General features: G+C 61.3%; 21 protein-coding genes and 1 pseudogene. 13 read left to right on the forward strand and 9 right to left on the reverse strand.

The window, feature by feature from the left end; translation table 11 throughout:
* Positions 1-51: 51 nt before the first annotated feature.
* Positions 52-513, forward strand: a complete 462-nt coding sequence (locus tag QCE69_RS37250) for a hypothetical protein (RefSeq protein WP_309911474.1) — start codon at positions 52-54, stop codon at positions 511-513.
* A 45-nt stretch (positions 514-558) separates the two neighbouring features.
* On the opposite strand, the gene QCE69_RS37255 is transcribed toward QCE69_RS37250, so the two are convergent.
* Both QCE69_RS37255 and QCE69_RS37260 read right to left on the reverse strand, forming a co-directional pair.
* Positions 559-936, reverse strand: coding sequence for a DUF3331 domain-containing protein (locus QCE69_RS37255; RefSeq protein WP_309911471.1), 378 nt, complete (start codon positions 934-936; stop codon positions 559-561).
* Between the two features lie 239 nt (positions 937-1175).
* Positions 1176-2558 carry a cation:proton antiporter gene (locus tag QCE69_RS37260; protein WP_309935883.1) on the reverse strand — a complete coding sequence of 461 codons (1383 nt, stop codon included), beginning with the start codon at positions 2556-2558 and terminating at the stop codon, positions 1176-1178.
* On the opposite strand from QCE69_RS37260, the gene QCE69_RS37265 reads away from it, so the two are divergent.
* On the forward strand, positions 2525-2692 hold the full coding sequence (locus QCE69_RS37265; RefSeq protein WP_309911483.1) for a DUF6723 family protein: 168 nt from the start codon (positions 2525-2527) through the stop codon (positions 2690-2692). The two genes, QCE69_RS37260 and QCE69_RS37265, sit on opposite strands and share 34 nt — an antisense overlap.
* Positions 2693-3000: 308 nt before the next feature.
* Here the strand turns inward: QCE69_RS37265 and QCE69_RS37270 are convergent, their stop codons facing one another.
* From QCE69_RS37270 to QCE69_RS37280, 3 genes are all read right to left on the reverse strand, one after another.
* Positions 3001-3414 carry an NUDIX domain-containing protein gene (locus QCE69_RS37270; RefSeq protein WP_309935884.1) on the reverse strand — a complete coding sequence of 138 codons (414 nt, stop codon included), beginning with the start codon at positions 3412-3414 and terminating at the stop codon, positions 3001-3003.
* Positions 3415-4008: 594 nt separating this feature from the next.
* On the reverse strand, positions 4009-4371 hold the full coding sequence (locus QCE69_RS37275; RefSeq protein ID WP_309935885.1) for a hypothetical protein: 363 nt from the start codon (positions 4369-4371) through the stop codon (positions 4009-4011).
* Between the two features lie 992 nt (positions 4372-5363).
* On the reverse strand, positions 5364-5888 hold the full coding sequence (locus QCE69_RS37280) for a low affinity iron permease family protein (RefSeq protein WP_309911465.1): 525 nt from the start codon (positions 5886-5888) through the stop codon (positions 5364-5366).
* 89 nt (positions 5889-5977) lie between these two features.
* Here QCE69_RS37280 and QCE69_RS37285 point away from each other — a divergent pair, with 89 nt between their 5' ends.
* Both QCE69_RS37285 and QCE69_RS37290 read left to right on the forward strand, forming a co-directional pair.
* Positions 5978-6238, forward strand: coding sequence for a hypothetical protein (locus QCE69_RS37285; RefSeq protein WP_309911463.1), 261 nt, complete (start codon positions 5978-5980; stop codon positions 6236-6238).
* A 174-nt stretch (positions 6239-6412) separates the two neighbouring features.
* The gene (locus tag QCE69_RS37290) at positions 6413-6850 is read left to right on the forward strand and encodes a GNAT family N-acetyltransferase (RefSeq protein ID WP_309935886.1); all 438 of its coding nucleotides are present in this window, start codon (positions 6413-6415) and stop codon (positions 6848-6850) included.
* A gap of 211 nt (positions 6851-7061) precedes the next feature.
* Here QCE69_RS37290 and QCE69_RS37295 read toward each other — a convergent pair whose 3' ends face one another.
* Entirely contained in the window at positions 7062-7937 is an 876-nt protein-coding gene (locus QCE69_RS37295) for a manganese catalase family protein (protein ID WP_309935887.1), read from the reverse strand.
* A 1058-nt stretch (positions 7938-8995) separates the two neighbouring features.
* Between QCE69_RS37295 and QCE69_RS37300 the strand changes: the two genes are divergently transcribed.
* The 7 genes from QCE69_RS37300 (at position 8996) to QCE69_RS37330 (ending at position 18049) form a co-directional block, all read left to right on the forward strand.
* On the forward strand, positions 8996-9541 hold the full coding sequence (locus tag QCE69_RS37300; RefSeq protein ID WP_309935888.1) for a DUF4142 domain-containing protein: 546 nt from the start codon (positions 8996-8998) through the stop codon (positions 9539-9541).
* Positions 9542-9673: 132 nt separating this feature from the next.
* Positions 9674-10825 (forward strand): YihY/virulence factor BrkB family protein, encoded by a 1152-nt coding sequence (locus tag QCE69_RS37305; RefSeq protein ID WP_309935889.1) that lies wholly within the window; start codon positions 9674-9676, stop codon positions 10823-10825.
* A 757-nt stretch (positions 10826-11582) separates the two neighbouring features.
* A complete protein-coding gene (locus QCE69_RS37310; protein WP_309935890.1) occupies positions 11583-12077 on the forward strand; it encodes a DUF892 family protein in 495 nt (164 codons plus the stop codon).
* Positions 12078-14576: 2499 nt separating this feature from the next.
* Positions 14577-14759 (forward strand): hypothetical protein, encoded by a 183-nt coding sequence (locus QCE69_RS37315; protein WP_309911455.1) that lies wholly within the window; start codon positions 14577-14579, stop codon positions 14757-14759.
* A 1237-nt stretch (positions 14760-15996) separates the two neighbouring features.
* A complete protein-coding gene (locus QCE69_RS37320; RefSeq protein ID WP_309935891.1) occupies positions 15997-17229 on the forward strand; it encodes a phosphatidylserine decarboxylase family protein in 1233 nt (410 codons plus the stop codon).
* A gap of 209 nt (positions 17230-17438) precedes the next feature.
* Positions 17439-17753 (forward strand): phage holin family protein, encoded by a 315-nt coding sequence (locus tag QCE69_RS37325; protein WP_309935892.1) that lies wholly within the window; start codon positions 17439-17441, stop codon positions 17751-17753.
* Entirely contained in the window at positions 17750-18049 is a 300-nt protein-coding gene (locus QCE69_RS37330) for a hypothetical protein (RefSeq protein ID WP_309911450.1), read from the forward strand. The genes QCE69_RS37325 and QCE69_RS37330 overlap by 4 nt, the downstream gene beginning before the upstream one ends.
* A 197-nt stretch (positions 18050-18246) precedes the next feature.
* Here QCE69_RS37330 and QCE69_RS37335 read toward each other — a convergent pair whose 3' ends face one another.
* Complete coding sequence (locus tag QCE69_RS37335) at positions 18247-18789, reverse strand: hemerythrin domain-containing protein (RefSeq protein ID WP_309911449.1); 543 nt, start codon at positions 18787-18789, stop codon at positions 18247-18249.
* A gap of 1070 nt (positions 18790-19859) precedes the next feature.
* Between QCE69_RS37335 and QCE69_RS37340 the strand changes: the two are divergent.
* A pseudogene (locus QCE69_RS37340) lies at positions 19860-20061 on the forward strand (LrgB family protein); the annotation flags it as partial.
* A gap of 115 nt (positions 20062-20176) precedes the next feature.
* Here QCE69_RS37340 and QCE69_RS37345 read toward each other — a convergent pair.
* Positions 20177-20365, reverse strand: a complete 189-nt coding sequence (locus QCE69_RS37345; protein ID WP_309911484.1) for a hypothetical protein — start codon at positions 20363-20365, stop codon at positions 20177-20179.
* On the opposite strand from QCE69_RS37345, the gene QCE69_RS37350 reads away from it, so the two are divergent.
* Positions 20351-21118 (forward strand): alpha/beta hydrolase, encoded by a 768-nt coding sequence (locus QCE69_RS37350; protein WP_309911447.1) that lies wholly within the window; start codon positions 20351-20353, stop codon positions 21116-21118. The genes QCE69_RS37345 and QCE69_RS37350 overlap by 15 nt on opposite strands.
* A 17-nt stretch (positions 21119-21135) precedes the next feature.
* Here the strand turns inward: QCE69_RS37350 and QCE69_RS37355 are convergent, their stop codons facing one another.
* Positions 21136-22410, reverse strand: coding sequence for a cytochrome c (locus QCE69_RS37355; RefSeq protein WP_409018325.1), 1275 nt, complete (start codon positions 22408-22410; stop codon positions 21136-21138).

Consider the following 22410-nt stretch of genomic DNA (forward strand, 5'->3'; position numbering starts at 1 on the left):
CGGCGTGACTCGTTCACCGTGGATATTGACGCAGAAAGAGGAAAGCAGCGTATGGAACAGCGATTCGATGACCGGCGCGTCCACGTGCTCTGCTCGGGTCTGGCAGCGGGACTGGCATCGGCCTCGGCGGCCTGCACCGGCGCGCAGCGTGCGGGTCATGCGCCCTACGCCGCGCTGAATGCCGTGACGCATTGTGTGTGGCCCGACGCATCGTCGCAGGAAAGGCCGAGCATCCGCTACACGGCGCTCGGCGCGACGATCCACATGGGCAGCGCGGTGTTCTGGAGCGTGCTGTTCGAAGCGCTGTGCGGACGACGGAGCCGTCCCGCGGGAATCGTAAGCGCTGCCGCGGCGACCGCCGTCGTCGCTTATGTGGTCGACTACCACGTCGTGCCGAAACGCTTCACACCGGGATTCGAGACGCATTTGCCGAGGCGCTCGCTGGCCATGACATATGTCGCGTTAGCCGCGGGATTCGCAATCGCCGCGCTGGCGCGACGCGCGTCCCGCTGAGGCCACTCGCCGCGCGACACGCCGCGCCGCGCGGCGCTTCATGCTTCACTCCGCGAGCGGCGCATCGAGCACGTGATGCGCGGCGATGACCGAGCGTTCATTGATGGCGGGCGGCCGGGTCTTTCTCGGCCGGAACACGAGATCGCCTCGCTTGATGTGCTCGCCGCTGATGGAGCAGACATCTTCCGCGCGCGCTCTGCCAAGCGACCAGACTTGTTCGGCGAGGCAACCCAGTTGCGAGTCCGACCACGACACGCTCGCGGTGCGGGACGTCAGACGCTCTCGTATCGTGATCGACACATGACTGTGCGCGGTCGGGCGCATCGCTGCTGAACGGCGCAATGATTCCTGGGAAGGTGCAAGACAGTCGAACCAGGTTACACGCGCTTCGAGTGCCGTCTGGGTATTGTCGATGGTCGCCATAGGTTGCTGATCTGTTTGCGAGTGTCGGTCGATCCCGGCATGCGCCGGCTCCGTTTTCATACGACGCATTCGTCATGCCGAAACAGCGCACGACGCCACTCATGGGTCGTGTCCGGAAGCTTCCGGTATCAAACAGGGCCTTTGCGCGACGCGACCGGACTCCGAACCGCGATCCGCACGCAGTTTCGCGATCGTCGGAAATGGAGCGGCCGCGCTTGTAGTGGTGGTTCCGGGAAGCGTTACCTCGAACCGCGATTCGCGAAGTACCGGTGCAGCAGCGAGGTCGCGCTCGAGCCATGCAGGACGACGGAAAGCACGATGGTCGCGAGCACGATCGGCGCGATCGGCCGGACATGTTCTCCGCCCGCCTGTTCGAGCGCGAAGAGCAGGTAGTAGAAGGCGCCGACGCCCCGTATGCCGAGCCATCCCGCGAGCAGGCGCTGCGGCCGGTCCATGCAGGAACCGGCGAGCGATATCGTCGCGCTGAGCGGACGGGCGACGAAGAACAGAAAGAGCGCGGGCCATATGACCCGCCAGTGGAGAAGCGCCTGCCAATGCGCCGACACGACGCTCCCGATCAACAGCATCAACGCGAATTCGACCAGCCGTTCGAACTCGAGCGCGAACGCCATCATCGTCTCGGCCATGTAGGCGTGCGCGAGCTCGGGGTCGCGGGCGGCTTCCTCGCGCTCGCCGCGTTCGACCGACTCGAGCGCCTTGCTGGGCGAGGTCTTGCCGGTTGCGGCGAGCTCCTGCCGGCGCAAGGACACGCCGGCCGCGAACACCGCGATGAACGCATAGCCGTGCACGAGCAGCGCCGCGCCATAGGCAAGCGCCATGAGCCCGAGTGCGATGAAGCCTTCGAGCCCGAGCGCCTGCCGGTAGCGCGTTCGCAGACGAATCACGAGGCGCACGACGCCCGATCCGAGTCCCCAGCCGATGACGAGCGCACTGACGACGCCCCAGGCGATAGCCGCCGCGAAGGTCCACGGATTGCCGCTGCCGGGGCTTGCACTTCCGCATAGCGCGAGCGCGACCAATGCGAACGGGTACGCGGCGCCGTCGTTGCAGCCGCCCTCGGACGAAAGCGCGAAGCGCAGCGGCTCATCGTCGCCGGCCTTGCACACGCGCAATTCGTTGGCGAGCACGGGATCGGTCGGGGCGAGTATCGCCGCGAGCAGCAGCGCAGGTCCCGAGGCGAGGCCGAGGCCGAAGCGCGCGGCGACATACACGAGGCCGATCGTCAGGATCATCGCCGGGCCCGCGAGCCGCAGCGTGAGCCGCCAGAGTTCGTTCGAAAGCGGCACGCGCAAATGCATGCCGATCGCAAACAGCGAGACGACGAGACCGGCTTCCGTCAGCACGCGCAACAGACGCAGATTCCCTTCGATGTCGGGCTCGAGCAAGCCGGCGCCGGCCGGGCCCAGCGCGAATCCCGCGGCGAGATAGACCATGGCGCCGGTCATCGGCAGGCGCGAGATCACGCCGCGCATGACGGCCATGAGAATCAGCAGCGCGCCTACCACCATGAACCAGACCGCCTCGATGACCACCGCTTGCTCCTTGACTTCGTGGACCGCGCTTGCCGGTGATACACGCTCGTCGGAAACGCGGTCGAGCAATCGACATTCCAAATCGCGCCCGTGGCGGCGCGGACGAGATCGGGCCTTGCGCGTCGAAAAACGCAGCTAGAGAAGCAGCGATTGAGCGCGGTGACGAGATAGTGGCCGCCGACCTACGAAGTCCTGAGCTTTAGGAGGAGAGGTCAAAGCAGGACATGCCGCACCCAGACGTCGGAGAATGCAAGAGGTCATCATGGTGACAGAAGAAGGTGTCGATGAAATGGAAGTTGTTGTTAGTGCGTGTCGTGGCGGCTGGCAAATGGAGGCCCCGGCAACGCAAAAAGTCAGCAGCATGGTAGTGCACGACAAATGTCAGGCGGTCATACTCGCGCGGAGGCTTTTCCCCGACGCTCAGATTCGGATTTTGCTTACTGACGATACGACCAGGCCTTCCTAAAGTGGAGTTGTTTGAGAGCTCTTGAGAACACTCCCTTCTCGACGACTAGGCGGCCAAGGAAGCAATAGATTCGGTTAGCGCAACTCCGTTCCTGCTGTTCGCTTGCTTCAGAAAAATCTCCGCGATGCCTTTGGTCCGAATGCTCGCCTCGACGCTGCGAAGTTCCTTCAGCCGAATCCATTTGCACCGAGCAATCTCGTTCGATGGGACCGCGGTCGCGTCCGCTTCCACACTCGCGATGAAGACGAAGTGTCGAGTGCGCAGTCCGCGAAACTGAAACGCATAGCGGACCTGCAAAGCAGCAAGCCCCGTCTTCTCCTGTAACTCCCGCCCTGCGGCGTCAGCGGGCTCCTCGGCTGTCTCGATGCGACCGCCAGGGAACGCCCATCGTCCTGTTGCCCGGGCAACAAGGAGGACTCGTCCGTCCCGTTCGCAAATCACGGTTGCTCTACGTTTCATGAGACTGAAAATCCTAGGTTGAAGAGGGGCGGCTTCCTAACGGTCACGGGCACATCTGGGTCCGACGGTATAGCCTAACTGTTTTCCGGTATCGTGGGGGGCGTGATGAAATCGCGTTCGGGTGCCGAAATCTGCTTTCCGGCCGCTCTCTTCGGCATGGCCTGCCCTTTGTCTATGCCAACGCTCATCTTGGCGTTGCTCCGGGTCATCATCGGAACGGTGTACGTTGGGTACCGCGAGTCGCGCGCGTTTCCGGCAGACTGCGTGCCTCGACATTGCCAAACGGAGTTTCGAAGTGCTTTTCTCTGGTTCTACCACCTGGCGTATTGGCCTTGGTACATGTTCGTTGAGCTAGCTTAGCTCGCAGAGACAATGAGGTCGCGGTTGTCGCAAAGCTCCTGGCACTCGAAGTCAGCGTCGGATGTCGAAGGCGAATCGCGAAGGGACGACGAGCAGCGTCGAACGGGTATGGCAAGCGCATCTATCACGAATCTCGCCCATCCAAGGATTGGCAGGCGCTTCGCCGGGGAATAGGATGTCCCGCGCCGCTAGTTCGAAGGTTCCGAGGCCGTACCACCACGCGGGCTGCGCTCATTAGCGTCCCATACGGTCAACCAATAGCTGTCCGCGTGCCGCAAGAGCGCCAGCAACGACTGGTACCACGTGCGCAGGCACGCACCATTCAGCGTCCGTCCCGTCTTCCAACAGCTGCTCGGCGAACAGGTGAAACACCTCCGAGCATGAAACTTCCGGCCGCGGATCATCTGCACCATGTTCGCGGTACATGCTCGCAAACTGCAGCACGCATCGGCTCAGCGCTGCACTTGTCAACTGCGCCCAAGCGCAGCTTTCCTTGCCCGCTAGGCTCTGCTGCATGCGGTTTACGACAGTCAACAGCGCGCTCGACAGACGTTCGGGTATTCCGAGGTACGCGTAGCCAACGCCGCCATTGTCCATCCTTGTCTCCATTTCGCCGTACGTCGCGAATACTGCCGCCGATGGTTGCAATCGGCATGCCGAACATCTGACGTCATGGCTTGGACGCCTTGCGCACAAGCGAATGGCTGTCGAGAGGTAGCAGCGGCAAACGAGAAGACGCGGGCGTGCGTTTTTCCGGCCGCACCTCAAGCGACCGAAGCGACTGCCGTAAACAGGATTGTCACACTGTGACCGTCGGCGGAAATGTGCAGGCTAACGACAACAAGGAGACCCTATGAAAAAAATTGCTGCTTTAATCGTCGCGCTGCTATGTATTGTGAACGTCGCCCACGCTTGCCCGAAGGGAGAACATCCTCACGGCGGCACCGGTTCCCATCATAAGGGCGGCTACTGCTCCTAACTTACCGCTTCTTCGAAGCCCGCCTCCGCGGGCTCTGCTGACGTTTGTCTCCTCGTTCATGCCACTCTCGGTGAGCGTGCAAGTAGGCGCCCCTCCAGTTTGATGCCAAGGGTGCGTCGCACTGGCGGGTTATTGGGTGTCGCTCTCAGACGCGGGCAACTCGACTCGGAGGTCGCCCGATTTGTCTTGCCAGACCGCGGCTGGCGGCTCGTAATTCCTGCACCCATAAGGAACTCACTCATCGGGCAGGCCCGCGAGGGCAGGCGGGCACACGCGGCACTCAAGCAAGGCCCTTCGACCCTGTCCTCGAGATAGCGGACTACGAACTCGCCGGAGAACTCGACCTCGCGGGGGATCTGAAAGGGAGCGTTCATTCGGCGTCGGATATGGTCAACGGGAGGCCCTCTCGTTGTCCCCAGGACCCGGGCTTTTCCAACGCCTCAGCGAGTCAAAGACCTGGAGCGATGCTTTCCGGCAGTCACGAATTGATTCCGCTGGAGTGCTTCCGGCGCTGCGCTTACGACCGTTGTAGCCGCGCTCGATAGCACTGAGCAGGTCCACAAGCGCACGCTTGCCGCAGCGGGAGTCTCTCGGTTGATTTAAGAGCAGGCTACGCGCTGGACGAGGGCTCGTATCTGTCGGAGATTTCTGCTACGGCCTCTTTCGGACTCGAAGCCGAACCCATTCCTTCCGATCGTGTTGAAAGGCGGAGATAAGCTGCCGCAAGACGTCGCAATTCATCCTCGGAAGCGTCCTCTATCCCGATGAGTTGATTGCTCGCCGCACGATGCGACGAGAGCAACTCGTTAAGCTTTAAATGCAGGGCAACGCTATCTTTATTCTGGCTCTGCTGAATCAAAAAGACCATCAGAAATGTGACGACAGTTGTGCCAGTATTGATCACTAGCTGCCAACCATCGGAGTAGTGAAACAACGGTCCGGTTACAACCCACGCAACCACTGTCAACACCGCCAAACAGAAAGCGGCTGGCGAGCCAGCCCACCTGGTAACCAAGCTCGCGAACTTATCGAAAGCACGGGATAGCGGATGTGGATTGGCGTAAGCGGGGCTCGCGGTGTCCGGAACCGTATCGAGTTCGTCGACAGACGAGCGAGACGTTCTGGTGTTGTCCATAGCCTGCTCCCGGGTCGCTGTTGCACTTTATGAGGGCAAGTCACGTGCCAGTCGGCTGGACGTAAGCTGAACACGGCGCGAGCGCCGACATGAAAGCGAGCGAAGAAGCGCCGCAGCATTTTGGCGCCACGACGTCGAGTAGCAGTGGAAGGGCTTCAGTACTGCCGTACAGGAAGGCGCATGCCGGCGTTTGGGAACGCGCCGTGGGAGGACGGCAGACCGTGGCCGCCCAGCTCGACTTGCAGTTTGGTTTCATTCATGAGGCTCGCTTGGCGCACCATCTGTTGGCAAAGATAGAAGAACTCCATTTCGCTGAGCCGTGTAACGCGGCGCTCGCCGCACTGGAATGACGAGCATGAAGCGTTCGAGCGGGGACACCTTGGCTTGGGAGGAGGTCACAGAGGACTGCGGACGCAAACAGTTCGCCCGTTTTCGAAGTGGTCGTGTTGGAGACGACGTCCATCTTGAACCGTCGCGGGTCCCGGATTCGCTGAATTGCTGGGACAAAGGAAATGGAGGTGCGAATGAGTCAATCATCGGTTGCCATCGTCGTGAGCCGCGACGATCCGACATCACCGGAGGGAACACGACTTCTCGATGAACTCAGCGCAATGCTGGCCGTGTTCTCAGGAGACGGAGGGCAATCGCGGTTTCAACTCGCCGACTTCCGCTCGTCGAATGGAGCCTTTTGCATCGCGCGAACAGCGCTCGGCGAGCCGGTGGGATGCGGAGCGTTCTGGCATTACGACAACGGTACGGCCGAACTCAAGCGACTCTACAGCCCGCCCAACGCCGCTGGCGTCGGGCAAGCAATTCTCCGTCAACTCGAGAGCGATGCAGCCGCCTCAGGCTGCAGGAAGATCGTGCTGGAAACGCGCGCCGTAAACCATCGCGCGATTCGCTTCTACGAACGCAACGGCTTCTCGGACGCAGCGTTATGGCGCGTACGTTGGCCGGCCTGATGCGCGTTGCTTCCAGAAGCTGCTTCGATCGAAGTAAGGGTAAAGGTGACAGCAGGCAAGCGTCGATGAATACGCTGTTGTTGCCCCTGTTGGTTATTTCCCTAGCCCGGTTTCCACTCGCTGAATATGAAAAGCGGTTGGCGGATGCTGCGCTCGATAACGAAACGCCAGGCGCGGCGCCGTCTGCAATGCAGACGGCGCCGTGTGCACCTTACACCTTGTCCGCGCTTCCCGCGCCGAGATCGGCGCCCGTCGTCGGATCCGCCGAAGGATCTGAAGCCGTACGCGATGCCATCGCTTGCAGCACCTGCACGTCCTGCTCGGTAACGGTCACGGTCGCGGTGCCGTCGCCGCCGTCGACTGCGGGTTGCGGGTCCTCGACGAACTGCCAGTCGCCGCCTTCGTTCCACGGTCCGCGCGCATCGTCGCCCTTCGACATGTTGAAGTACACGCTCGCGAACTCGGGAATGCCCGGCAGCTTGCCTTGCGGAAAGTTCGGCTGAATCGAATGCAGCGCCTTCTCGAACGATTTCTGATGCGCGATTTCGCGCGTCATGAGAAAGCCCAGCGCTTCCTTGATGCCCGGATCGTCGGTCACGTTCATCAGGCGCTCATAGACGATCTTCGCGCGCGCCTCGGCGGCGATGTTCGAACGCAGATCGGCTGTCGGCTCGCCGATCGTATCGATATACGCGGCGCTCCACGGCACGCCCGCCGAATTCGTGAGCGACGGACCTCCGCCGTAAAGCAACTGCGTAACGTGCGAATCGTTGCCGGGGCCGGTGAGCGATCGATACAATTCGGCTTCCTGCTCGACGGCTTCTGCGAGTTGACCTTTTGCGCCCTTGTTCAGCATCGCGACGATCGATCCGATGACTTCAAGATGGCTCAACTCTTCCGTCGCAATATCGAAAAGCAGGTCCTTGCGGCCAGCATCGTCTTCGCTGACCGCTTGCGTGAAATAACGCATCGCGGCCGCCAGTTCGCCTTGCGGACCGCCGAATTGCTCCAGCATCAGATTGGCCAGACCCGGATTGGGGACGCCCACGCGTACCGTGTATTGCAGGCGTTTGTTATGCACGAACATTTGAACGACTCCTTTTATGGCGCACGAACTCCCTCACGGGCTTCGCGCGAGTCATCGAAGTTGAACAGCTAGCTTGCAGCGCCCAAGAGCGACGCGCATGCGTTGCCTATGGCCGTGTGACTGCAGGCCTCAGCGCGTCTCGGACTCGCGCTGGCGTGTTGCAGCAGTGAAGCCGCGTCGTGATATGTGAGGCAAGCCTAATACGATGTGCTGCGGCCCGCCTGAGCACACTTCAGCAACCGGTGTGCCACCGCACGGGCGGTAGGCGTGCGCTTAACCGTCTGTCTTCTTGGGTCCCGTCCCAGCGGCGGAAGGGGCCCGAGATTCGATCGGAATCCACGGATACGACCACCTGCCGTAAGAGCAGGGAGGGCGCAATGGCTACTGACGAGCTCGCATGCGGCGGGGCGGGGAGGGCGTTGCCCGCATCGCATGGCAGCCGCGATAAGCGAAGGGTGCGAAGCGTTTTCGGGTTTTTTCAAAACCCGGCTCATCGTTTGGTCTTCACGACTCCGGCGGTCATTGTCATGCCGCGCGCGGCCTGCGCTAACGCCATCATCTGTGCGGCGGGAATGTTGACAGTCAATACGGGCCGCCAACCTATCCGGAAGATATATTCGTCGGCTATCGAGACTCCGATCGAACACCGGCCCGCTCGCCGGTTCGAGGCAGTGGATGTTCATGTTGGTTGAGCAAGGCGCGCCGATGCCGCGACCGATCAAAAGAGATAAAGGCTTCGCGACGATGTTCGCGCACCTCGGAGGAACGACAGTCACGGTCTTTCAACACAATGGAACGGACCTCGACTATACGCTCGCACCACCGCGATCAGACTGAATTCACGCGCGGATCTTCAAGTTGTGCGTGCAACGGATGGCTTTCGGACGAACCCTGTTGGGCATATTACGAGACTCGTATGGCGCCTTCGATTGGCGGTTCCTTTCTGTTTCAGCCCGCTCGGCCTTTTACTTCCCGGCGTTTGGTGTTTGGGCGGTGCGACCCGGCATCGCTATTGCTGAAGGGCCGGAGCGACTGGACCATTCAATGAGGAGATTTTCATGAAGGCACATCCGGCTCTGGCTACTTTCGCCGCGTTCACGCTGATCAGCGCCGCGCCGATCACCGTTCTTGGGCAGACGCAGGCGGCAAGTACGACTCAGGCTAACGATCTTCCGGCAGTCGATAAAGCGTTCGTACAGGCCGCGTCGGAATCGAGTTCGACCGAAATCGACACGGCCAAGCTCGCCAGCAAGCAGTCGCAGGACAAGGACGTTAAAAGTTTCGCGCATCACATGATCGTCGACCACACCAAGTTGACCATGCAGTTGAAGATGGCGGCCCCGCATGGCGTCGCAGTCCCGAAGGACAACTCGGACACCGCGGTGATCGACGCGCTCAGACCGCTGAAGGGCAAGGAGTTCGACACCATGTACATCCAGAAGGTGGGCGTTGAAGGGCATCAGAAGGCCGTAGCCGCGTTCCAGAAGGAAGCGCAGGAAGGTCAGAACGCCGACCTCAAGAAGGCTGCGCAGAAGGCGCTGCCTACCATCCAGAAACATCTGAAGATGGCGCAGGATCTCGCCGCGAAGAAGGGCGTGCAGTAAGCGAAATCTAGCGTGGCACGGAAGGCCCGCGTCGATGCACGCGGGTCTGGTACTTACTGGTCGGCGTTCGGGGCGCGGCGGCTGGCACCGTCGATGCTCTCAACAGAGCGCCCGATCACCGGGAGATGACCCATGGACGTCAAATCGCTGATGGGCGGCGCTTTCGCGTGGCCCGTTCGCACCTTCAAACGCTTCAGCGCCGACCGCAGCGCGCCGATGGCCGCAAGCATCGCCTTTTACTCCGCTTTCTCCCTCGCGCCGACGCTCGTCATGGTGATCGCCGTCGCCGGTCTCGTGTTCGGCGCGGAAGCGGCGCGCGGGCAATTGTTTCATCAGATCAGCGGGATGCTCGGCAAGGAGGCGGCAGCGAGCGTGCAGGCGATCGTCGAGCATGCACATCAGAGCGGCGGCAGCGGCATCGCGGCGGTGCTGTCGTTCGTGCTGCTGGCAGTGGGCGCATCAGCGACGTTTTCATCGTTAAGCACGGCGCTTTCGGTGATCTGGCCGAAGGACGCCGAACAGAAGTCGGGCGTCGCCATGCTCGTCAAGGTGCGGCTCATTTCCTTCGGCCTGGTCATGGGCGTCGCGTTTCTGCTGATCGTGTCGCTGGTGCTCGACACCGCCGTCCAGGCTGCGGGCAAATGGGTGTTCGGCGAATCGCCGCTCGTCATAATTGGCGACATCGTGCAGTTCCTGCTCGGACTCGTGATTCTGTCCGGCGCTTTTGCCGCGCTGCTCAAATATCTGCCCGATGGTCCTGTGCCTTGGCGCGATGCGCTCGTCGGCGGGAGCATTTCCGCCGTGCTATTTTCCGTCGGCAAGAAGATTTTCGCGTTGTACCTCACGCACGCGGGGACAGCGAACGCATTTGGCGCGGCGGGCTCGCTTGCCGTTCTATTGATGTGGCTCTACTTCGCCGCCGCGGTTTTGCTGCTCGGCGCAGAAGCGGCGGCAACGCGAGTTGAAGCGCGCGAAGGCGAGCAACGGCCCGCGCCGGAATCGCCGGAAGCGCTGCCACCGAATGGCGGACAAGTGCCTGCCGGCCCCGCGGCCGACGATGCCACCGTGCACGCGCCCCCGCCCGCGCCCGTGCGCGTGCCGGTGCCAGTGGCCGTGCCGGTGCCGCGCGCGATGGAACCCGGCGCGACGATATGGACGCGGCTCCTCGCAAGGAGCATCAGCGTCGTGAAGGCCAATCCGAGCCGGTTCGCGATCGCGGCGGCGGGCGCGGGCTTCTTCGTTTTCACGCGGGGCACGCATCGCCCGGCGGCTCGAAAGCGGTGAGCGTCGTGACCCACGCCGTTGAGCGAAGAAGCATGTTAGTTCGCAGAACTGGATCATAGTCCAGTGTCACGCGTGGCTTGGCGGTGCGGCCGTCGCATCGCTCGCCAACGTGGCGTGCATCGCCGTGCGGGCGCGCTGCGCTGAGCGCGACTTTCCGTCTGCCGGACATTTCATCGAAGTCGATGGCGTGGTTCTGTGATGTCTCGGGAGACACGGAACGGATTGCGTTGATAACGGTGATAGTGGCGAGGACAACTTGACGCATCAATTCGAGGCCACGTTCGAAAGTCGATGGGCGAATGTCGACAAACCTCCTCGCCGAACCGAGACTAGAACGACATCACATTGATCAAGGAAGATCGCGCATCTGCGGTTCCGACGCGATGACAGCAGCGGTGGCTGCAGCAAACCTCGCGAACGCCTCGACCGATTGAGGGCGCCAGTTTCACATGCTCCGGCCACACAGAGTTGCAGAGGCCCGCGACAACCGGGACGCTTGCGGCGTTCGTGTGCGCAGCGTCAGAAGTACGCTGGCCAGTAGTAGCAACAAAACAAGGTCGCCTACTGCTCGCATAAATCTAACCCGTGTGAATTCGTCTGTTGATATATGTCATGACATCGGAGGCGCTGTACTTCCTTAATGGGACCGAAGCGCGTAGCAATCGCGACACCCGCCAGCGGGAGTGGAGGCTAATTCGCGGCATAGCGTTTGCGGGCAGATCTGCGCCGTAACCGCCCAACTTTATGGAGAATCGCCATGGCCGTCGCAACCCTTAATGACCTTTTTATTCACGGACTCTCTGATATCTACAGTGCGGAGAAACAGCTGACCAAGGCGCTGCCCCGACTGGCGCGGGCTGCAACCAATCCTGAATTATCGGCAGCGTTCAAAACTCACCTGGAAGAGACGCAGGGACAGGTGGAGCGGATCGACCAAGTAGTCGAAAGTACTGGCGTCAAGCTTAAACGCTTGAAGTGCGTCGCCATGGAGGGACTCGTTGAAGAGGGTCAAGAGCAAATCGAGGAAATCGAGAAGGGCCCGATCCTGGATGCAGCGCTGATCGCGGCGGCTCAGAAAGTTGAGCACTACGAGATCGCTGCGTATGGGACGCTGGCGACGCTTGCGAAAAAGCTCGGTTATACAGAAGGTATGAATCTTTTACTGGAGACGTTGGAGGAGGAAAAGTCAACGGACGAAAAGCTGACCATGCTTGCCAAGCAAGAATTGTCGAAGGAGGAGGTGGGCAAGTAACGCGTTATCGCCGCGGGTGTACGGCCTCAGAAGACGCGAAGGGCAGTGACGTATCTATCGTACGTTGCTGAAGAGCTTTCGGCCTACGTCATGGCCGCGCTTATGCTTCGGACAGGGCAGCGCGAGGCTGTCGCCCGTGGATTAGCAAATGAAGAGCCGCGGACAGCCGTACGCTGCGAGCACGCGGCTCGTCGAGGTCAGTCGAAAGTGATCGCGCGGCTAGCTCTTGTGCTTGGCAAGCGTTCTGAAAGGGCATAAGGCAAAGGAGACGGTCCGCCATAAGCGACAACGAAGGAACTCGGCATGGCTTCGGTGCTACTGGTGGATGATGATATGGGGTGGCCGGGTTCTCTCGGCGTGCGATTGCGGCGGAAGGTCATACTGTCCGAACTGCAACCGACGGCGAACACGCTTTATCGCTCGCGAAATCGGCACGCCAGACGTTGTGGTGACGGACTGTGCTATGCCCGGCTTGGATGGCGTGGGGCTAATCCGTTCAATGCTTGCGGATCCGAAGCTTGCGCAAATCCCGGTGATTTTGATTTCCGATGCTCGACGGCGCCCGAGCGTACCTTGTGTCTGCTTTATGAGCAAGCCGTTTCCCATGCTTGCGCTGCTTCGTCAATTGCAGGTTGGCGCCAACGAGGACGTAGCCGCTCAGTGCTAATGCTGGCTGCGAGTCGCTTCTCGCCGTCCGATAGAGGACCCCGAATTGGCTTTCATTGACTGTGGGCCGGCGCGGGAGGCGGGCATCACCTTGAGCCGCCTCTCATTCAGGATCAGCGTCCCACTCTCCTCAGCTTGAGCTTGGAACCCTGTTAGGCGCGACAGGGTTGCCGGTCCTCGGGCGAGCAATATTGGCTGTCGGGGATCGATTGTGTTCCTCTCCCTCCGCCATCAAAGAAGCGCTCTCGCTGACCTCGTCAGCGTTGGATTGCCTCTGCGGCACCCGCATTGCTGTAACGCTTACGACGAGGTAAGCCGAACCTATTTGGCGGGGGCCAGCGCGATGCAAGCTGTCAACGTTGCGAAAACCGGGTTTGAGATCGGTTGGGATTTCGCTCGATTGGCCGTGTATTGGACCCTGCAATCAGCGAGCACAGTGTACTGGACGGATACCGCGCCGGACGTGAGCATTTTCGCGTTCCGCAACATCTTCCCGATCGCTTCGTGTCGAAATGGTTGCAGCTTCGGCTGAACGCATTTCGACGCCGCCGAATTCTCGACTGCGAAGTGACTCCTGCCTACCTAAAAAGGATCGACTGCGCGGTGTGCCCGATTACATTGACGGCCATGACACATTCTGCGCTAGCCGAAAGCGACTGGTCGGTCGACAGGATCAACAATGATGGGGCATACGCGCCCGGCAACCTCATGGTGATGTGCGTCAAAGCGAATCGAGCCAAAGGAGCTAGGGGCTATCATGAGGTCATTCAGCTGGTATCGAAAAGTGGAGATGGCTTGTTGCTCGGTCTTTCCAAGCGCGAGTGGGCGCGTTTGGCCTGTGTGATGGTCGGCGCGGCGAACTTGACCGGGCCTAGTCCAACTCTCCTGCCGCTTCTCACCCGAATCCCAGAGGATTCCCGGGTGCCCCTGTACTTCGTTTTCCAGCAGATGCTCTTGCTTTCGGCGCGCTTAGCGACCGAGCGCAACCGGGTTATGAAGGCTTTGTGCAGATTGCATCCCTCGAGTGAGCGTTCCCTCGTTTTGCGATGCGCAGTGGAAAGGTTGGCGGTGACCTTAAGAGATGCCGCTTACCCATACGACGCATTATCTGACGAAGGCGTTCAGCGCCCGATGAGAAACTGGTTCACGACTATGCCGGCAGGCAGCATACCCGGATTACTTCGAGTATGTTCCCAGTATGGCGCCGAGCGGTGCGAAAATGCACCTCCAGTGGCATGGGCGCTAGAGACAAGCGGTCGCTTCTAATTTAGCTGGTTTCAGAGGAGTGGCGGGCGACGCGCCGATCCCGCCACGCGACATAGCATGCTTCGCGCGTGTGTTCGAGTGCGCGTGGCCGACTTGGCAGCGGTAAACCGGACGCCGTCATGCCCTCCTTCCCGAGGTTTCCTTCACGATCACTGTTGGCAAACGCCGGACATGTTGCACCACTCCTTGACTGAAGCGCGACGTCATTGCTCATGCACCCATTTCGTCGCAACGCTGCACCGAAACGCCGCCTACGAAGGACAGCGACGCGAGGTGCTCTGCGCAGAGGCGCAGCGTCCTGACGTCTCCGTTGCACAGGATGGTCATGCCTTCTCGCGTATGGTCTGCTCGACGAACTGTCACACCCAGCCGGCCTAACGCGTCGAGAACGCTTGCGTTTGCAAGAGGCTCACGCGATGCTGAGCGGATGGCGAGAAGCACGTCGAGCGTGACAGGTGCTGGGTCTTTCATTCGGCTTGCCCTGCCCATGAGTATGCCTGATTACTAATGCCGATGGAAAATCTGCATCGCAGCCTTGTCACAAGCTGACTCGCACGGAGAACGAAAATGCCCATCGAATCGATGAGCGCAGAAAATGCCGGATGCAACAGGCTTCCCACGTTCAGTATGGACGACTTCTGGCATCTCGTGATGTACGGAACCCGCGTTGGACGGAAATCAGGATGCGACGCTCATATTTTCGTGGTGATCCGCCGCATGCTGATGCGAGAGTTCGGCGGCGCATTCTAAAAAGAACCATTGCCTGCGGGGCGATGCGCATATCCCTCGCGCGTGGCGAAGCCGCAGCACACAAGGCCAGGTGGCCACTCGAAATCCAACGCGCTGTCTCGATCCGAGCGGACGCTCCCGCGACGTAGCCACCCGCGGAAACGGGTTGCTTCAGTAGGGCGAACCACAATGACGAGATCGTTTTAAATGATTGATAAAGCTCTGGCAGCTAGGTCATTGCGGCCGCGATGCGTCGCGCGATTATTGGCCGCGTCTTCGAGCACGCCGGACGCGGAATCGAACAGGTGCCTTCCCTTGCGTATCGAAGTCGTTTCGCCGTCGAGAGAGTCCAGACGTAGCCGCACTCGGGGCACGTGAGATCACTGGGCTTTGCGACGGCGTTGAGTTCGTTAGCGCCCGAACTACCTCGCAGCGTGACCGACGTCTCGACTTCGGCAAGTCTGGCCGCGCCATCGTCGAGTTCGCCACTACGCAGGCGGCCCCCTTGCAACGACCAGTCCGCTCCGACGCATTCATCGGCTCTACAACGCAAGCGCAAACTGATTGACGGATCGAACGATCTCGCAACTCGCATGCGGACCGCAACGGTCGGTGCACGTGCCTTCAATGTTGCCGCCAGACCAGGCATGACTCTTCGCCGAAAATCGGCGTGCTTGCGGCGCCTAAGAGCGCTCTCGTACGCTGCGCCACCTTCCCGCCTTTCGACGCGAATCGGACAACGTGTCGTCGGCAGTGCGTCTGGCGCTCCTGTTTCAATCACACGAACGATCGAGCGGCGAAGGCGCTTCGCGCGTCCTCTGGCTCGCCGTGACTGCGGGGAAGCGCTTCGAAAAGACTGAGGCCGACCAGTTCTTCCCGCCGATGCGACGGCGCATTCAGGAACCCATCGTTGACCGGCGAGGACGACCGCGTCCTGAGTTGGCGACAGCAGATAGACGCTCACTGGAGACGCATTGGAAACGACTTCGAAAAGCGTAGAGCTGAAGGCCGCGGCTTTCAACCGACGGCCCCCAAATCCATCTCGAATTAGTTTGGCGATCTCCGCTGATGTTGGACAGACAGCGAGGCCGAGGACATCGTCGTCGATCCGATATGCCGGACGGTCTTAGCTTTTTTGATGCGCGCCGGCACCTCGCGTGCGGCAAGACGCGGCGGTAGCCGCAAACCGAAGTTAAGAGCGACTAGGGCATGAAAACTGCTAGACACGTATCGATCAAACCAAACGATCGGAGCCGACATGGCGACAGACGAGCGACGCCGCCTCGGCGAGTGGCTTCCCCGCGAAGAGGAAGTGATCGCGCGGTTTCGCGAGACCTTTGCGGAACACGCGCGGAAACGAGCGAACATGGCGAAGCGAGCCGGCGTCGTCGAAGAGATGGCGGCGTTCATCCGCGACGATCCGGTTGTGCGCATGGATTTCACACGTGCGATCCGCCAGGCGCGCGAAGCCGGTTACACACTGGGTTATTCGAGTATCGACGAATTCATCGTGCTGCTCGATGCGATGCTGACCTATTCCCCGCCTTTCAGCACATCGAGCCTGATTCACTGTCCCGTCAACGCATTGCTCGACTGGCCGATGGTCATGCCATCCGGCTACGCGCTGTTTCGTGACCCGGCGTTCAACGCGCATCTGAAGAAATTACTGAACGTGTGGTCTGGATTCTTGAGCGGACCGTATTCGCGAACGCATCTGACGACCGATTCACCCAATGGCTGGTTCAGCAAAGAAGCCGACGAGAAGATCGGCCTCGATCAGTTTCTCTGCGATCCGCAAAAGCCTTATTGGGGTTTCGCGTCGTGGAATCATTTCTTCACGCGCGAATTCAAACCCCATGCGCGTCCGGTCGCGCACCCGGACGACAGCAAGGTCATCGTTAGCGCGTGCGAGGCATCGCCGTATAACATCCAACACGACGTGCAGCTTCAGGAATCTTTCTGGATCAAGTCGCAGCCATACTCTCTCCTCGAGATATTTACCGCGAAGGAAGCGGAGCTCGCGGGCCGCTTTGTCGGCGGGACGGTGTATCAGGCCTATCTCAGCGCGTTTTTTTACCACCGTTGGCACGCGCCCGTGAGCGGGACAATCACGAAGGCGTATCTTGTCGATGGCACCTATTACTCCGATGCCGATTCGGAGGGCGAAGAGCCGGGCAGTCTCAACGATTCGCAAGGCTATATCACCGCGGTCGCGGCGCGCGCGGTGATCGTCATCGATTGCGATGATCCATCCATCGGGGAAGTCGCGTGCGTGTTCGTCGGCATGGCGGAAGTGTCGTCGTGCATGATTGAGGCGTTGCCCGGCCAGCGCGTGCGCAAAGGGGAAGAGCTTGGCTACTTTCAGTACGGCGGCTCTACGTACTGCCTGATCTTGAGGCCCGGCGTAGTCGAAAGCTTCGCACGTCAGCCGCCATACCATGACGATGCGCCGCCCGTGCACGTCAATGCGCATCTCTGCACGACGCGTTGACCGATAAAAGGGGAGCGTGCGCGATTGAGGCTGTACACCGACGCGCGCATCAAACGATGAGCGCGCGAAGGGAGTGTGCGGAGCGCTGCGGCACTACCGCTCGAGCTGGCCCCGCGGCGCATCATTCTGAACTCGCCGGAGAAGCAACGATGACACTCCAGAGGAAAATTGCCAACTGGCGCAGGATCGGCCACTTTTGCACGAGACGCATGGGCGACTATGGGGAGCTGATTTCAGTCGAGCTTGCCGAAACGAAGAAGCGCGTGCTGCACGAAGTGATCGCGCTCGTCACGCTCGCGATCGGCGCGCTGTTCACGTTGTCCTTCGTATCGGTCGCCGTGATCGTAACGGCGGTCGGCACCCCGCATCTGGCGCTGACCGCGTGGTGCGTGGCGGGCGCATGGCTCGCGGTCGCGGTTATTGCCGTGCTCGTAATGATGTCACGCAGGCCGGCGGAGCCGTTCCAGTTGCTGCGCGATCAGTTGCGGCGCGATATGGAAGCGATCAAGGAGGTCGCGCAATGAAGCACGCCGAGGCTCAGGAAGCCATGCTCGCGCGCATGGCCGAATCGCGCGCGGAACTCATCGCAGCGCGTGAGGCGGAGGCGCCGCTGCGCATCAGGCGCACGCCGCGCGTGCGGCCGGCGACGAATAGGGCGCCATGGTTTCTGCGCTCGCCGAATGCCGAATTCATCGCACTTGCGCTCGTCGGCGTCGCGGTTCTGGGCCTGCGCCACACAGTCCAGACGGCAATCGGCGCGGGATTGAACGCGTCGACGCATCGCGCGATTTCCGATCTTTTCAGCGGACTGCGGGAGTAGAGCAGGACTCTCGATGCGGACGTCTGAGCGCCCGCATCGAAAGAACGAACATCGCGCGGGGTTTCCCGGGTGTCCATCGCGTAAGCGCCGCTCAACTCAACGTTGCCGCCTGCCGCTTGGCTCACCTGGCGGGGCCACGCGTCGCGCCGATGACCGCGTTGGCGCCGGACCGCCGCGTAACTCTCGATGAGCGCCGGTCAGTGCAGGCGTGCGGTGTTATCGCCCGCATCCTTTGGGATCTTCGATTCGAGTTCTTCCTTGCGCTGCATCAGCTTTTTGCCGAGTGCGTCGAGATCCGCGCCCGACTTCCGCAGCTTGGGGAACAGGTCCGACTCTTCCTCTTCGATGTGATGGTTCACCATCTCGCTCATCACCTTGAAGGTCGCGTCGAAGCCCGCGTCGCCTGCTTTCAGCTTCACAAATTTTTCAATCAGCACCTTCACGAGAAAGTGTTCGACATACGCTTCCTCGACGTCGGGGCGGTCGTTCTCGCCGAGCGCTTCCTGGGCGGCGGGATAAAGCAGTTCCTCCTCGATCATTGCGTGCACCGTGAGCTCTTCGCAGGCGCGGCGGACGAGCGTGGTCTTCGCGTCGAGATCGTCCCTCGCGGTTTTCCCGAACGCATCGAACAGCTTCTGGACGGCACGATGATCCTCGGTCAGCAGCTGGATCGCGTCTTGGCTCTGCGTCGCCCGGGCGGTAGCGGCGGTCGTCGTTTGTGTGGGATCTTGGCGGGACATATTGTCCTCCGTTCTGAGTTGAATGGCTCCTGCACAGAGCAAGGCGCGGACCCGGCTAGTCGACCGCGCCATGCTATTGCTCGGCGAAAATAGGAGCGTGCTGCGGCTGCCCGCGCGGCTTACGCCGTTCGTTTCCGATTGCGCAGCACGAATTCCAAGCGACGCGCGCGGCGCTTTAGCAGGGTCACATCGGGAAGTGGAAAGGCGCCGAGTACGCGCTCGCGTGATTCTTTCAGATGGCGATGAGCTGACCGCATAAGTGGCCGTACTAATTCAGCTTGGACGAGTTGCGCGGCTTCTCGGCGCCGCCTTTCCAGGCGCACTCGGTACATGCGGCGTCGACGCGGGCTGCTAACCGACGTCATCCAATCCATCCTCGTCATCCTCCGAAGCAGACGCGGTCGACATATATGAGTGACGAAGCCCCTTCCTTGCAGTCCGCCGCGCCAATTACGCTGGCGAGTAATTTGCAAGTGACCGCCTTCGCCGTGAACTGTCCTATGCAGACGAATTCCCAGAGAAATCGGCGAGTGGGACCACACTATGTTTCCGCTCGAAGCGCTCGATGACAGCGTCAGCAAAGACCGATCATGACGGGATCTTACTCGGCGGGAAGAACAACCTTCGATGGCAAGATGTCGGCGCTCATTTGGCAACAGACGTATCACCGCTTGCGACGATCTGAAGGTCGACTTGAAGGGTTGCCGCTTCCGTGTACGGCGCTGACGGACTCCAGCCGAATTTGAGACTGTTGCAGACGGTCACCGGCTCCGTGGCATGCCTACGCGCCTCCCGTGATTCTGACGGCCGAACTTCCGTCCTTCACGATTCCGGATCAGCCGGTCGGTTGGCACGAGCCACAGACCCATGTCATTGGTGCGCTCGTCGCGAGCCAGATCGAACTGCGTATCAGTCGAATCGACAACGTGTTCCGCTGGTTTCTGGTAAGAGCACAGCCGGTCGCAGACTCAGCTAGACGTAATGAAGGTTTGATCGGCTCTGACACCGTTATTGAGCTGCAGCGACAGCAGTCGGGTGCCTGCAATCCTTCAAGGCGGCCAAATGCCACGTTGCGAATCGAGGACGCTGAAACCCGCGGCTTCGCGCTCGGCGTGGCTTCGCACGGTGTCGACACCGCGTCGACACGGCGTCGATACGGCACGCGGGTATCAGGACAGCGGGAAATTGGGTGCGTTTCCCGGCCTCGGTATCGGACTGAACGGCGTCTTTATCGCCTTCGTGGTGCCGCTGCTGCGGCCAGTCCTGTCGCGATCCGCCGGAAGTTGCCGATCATTGTCGTGGCGAACGGGAACAAGGGTTGCAGGGAATACGACAGACTGTCTGCATCCAACTCTACGGGTTAAGCATGCGAGCCTCACGAAACGGATCATTGCTCTCGCGCGGTGTGTTGATTGCCGGCGCGGCCGTCGCATCGATCGGGATTGCGGCGTGGACCGCCATGCGCGCGCGACGTGCGGAGCGCGACTGTCCGCCGCTCGGCCAGTTCATCGAAGCCGAAGGTGTGCGGCTCCATTACTTCGACGAGGGTGACGGTCCGGTCGTGGTGCTGCTGCATGGAAACCTGGTCACGGCGCAGGATTTCCTGGCGAGCGGGCTGTTCGATCGTCTATCGAGACGCTATCGCGTCATCGCTTTCGATCGTCCGGGCTTCGGATACAGCGAGCGGCCGCGCGGTCGCCTTTGGACGCCGCAGGCGCAGGCGCGGACCATCCAATCCGCGCTCAAAAACATGGGGCTGCCCCGCGCGGTAGTCGCCGGCCACTCCTTCGGTTGTGTCGTCGCGGTCGCCATGGCGCTGGAACCGCATATGGAGATTCGAGGGCTCACGCTGATCTCCGGCTACTACTATCCGACCGCGCGGGTAGATGTCGCGATCAGCGCGCCCGTCGCCATTCCGGTCATCGGCGATGTGATGCGCTACACGGTCTCGCCTATCGTCGCGCGCATGATGTACGGGCGTACGGTCCAAGCTATGTTCGCTCCGCGCGAGGCAACCGAGAGCTTCCACACGTATGTGCCGCGTGGAATCGTACTGCGCCCGTCGCAGATGCGGGCCACGGCGGAGGATGCCGCGTGCATGATTCCGGCCGCGGCGCACATGTCGGCACGCTACGGCGAGATGGACATGCCGGTCCGCATCTTCGCCGGCAGCGATGACCTGATCGTCGACGCGGCGTCACAGTCCGGGCGTCTCTTCAAAGACATCGGGCATAGCGTGCTCTCCATCATTCCGAAGCGCGGGCATATGGTCCATTATGACGAAGCCGAGCGCATCGGCGACGCCGTGGAGGCGATGGCGCTCGAATGAGCGCGCCAGACGTAGGCCTACTTGTGCAGCTTGCTGCGCATCGAAGCGACATCGTTCGTGGTGATCGGACGCGCATCGTTGCCCCAGGACGCGCGCACGTACGTCAGCACTTGTGCGATCTGCACATCGGTGAGGCGCGCGGCGAACGGCGGCATCGGCTGACGCGGCGGGCCGTGTATCGTCGCCGGACTGTTGCCGCCTTCAACCAGCAGCCGGATCAGCGAGGTCGTGTCCTCGCTGATGACCGACGGATTGCCGGCAAGCGCCGGAAACGCGTTCTGCACCCCCTTGCCGTCATCGCGATGACACTGCGTGCAAAAGCCCGCGTACACCGCCGCGCCTTGTGCTGGCGCAATGTCGGGAGCGCGCGTTTTAAGACGGCCGGGCTCCGCGAGTGTGGGATCGAAGATGCCATCCGCTGCGCCCGTCGCGGGCAGGCTCTTCAGGTAGACGGCGATCGCGCGCAGGTCGTCATCGGTCAGATACTGCAAACTGTCCTCGATCGTTTCGACCATGCTTCCATATGCAACGATACCCGCGCCGTGCCCGGTCTTCATGAACGCCGCAAGGTCCTGCGCTGTGACACGGCCGAGCCCCGAGCCGGGATCGGCTCGCAGATTCGGCGCGAACCAGTTGTCGTTGATGCCGCCGGATAGAAACGCTTTCGATGATTCGTCGTAGCCGCGCTCCTGATAGCCGATGCCGCGCGGCGTATGACACGAGCCGCAGTGCCCGAGCGACTGCACGAGGTACGCGCCGCGATTCCAGTCGGCATCGTGGCCGGGTCGCGGCGCGAAGCGGTCCTTCGGTGCAAGCGCCGCGCGCCACAGACGCAGCGCCCATCGCTGGTTGAACGGAAACGGTACTTTGGTCTCGGGCGGCTTAAACTTCACGGCCGGCACGCCTTGCATCATGTAGGCGTAGAGGGCGCGCATGTCGTCGTCGCTGATCTTGACGAAGGCGGGATAGGGCATCGCCGGATACAGGCCCTTGCCATCCCGTCGCACGCCTTCGCGCAACGCTTTCGCGAAGTCCTCGAAGCTATATGCGCCGATGCCCGTCTCGCGGTCCGGCGTGATGTTGCTGCTCACGATGGTGCCGAAGGGCGACGTCATTTCGAGTCCGCCGGCATACGGCGCGCCGTGCGATGCCGCCGTATGGCAGCCCGCGCAATCCGCGGCTTTCGCAAGGTACGCGCCCCGCGCAAGCAGGTCGGGCGAGGGCGCTGCATCGTCCGCCATGGCGACAAGCGGCCACAGGAGCAGGATGAGGAGAAAGCGGGAGACGTTCAT

Source organism: Caballeronia sp. LZ032, from assembly GCF_031451315.1.
Classification (GTDB): Bacteria; Pseudomonadota; Gammaproteobacteria; order Burkholderiales; family Burkholderiaceae; genus Caballeronia.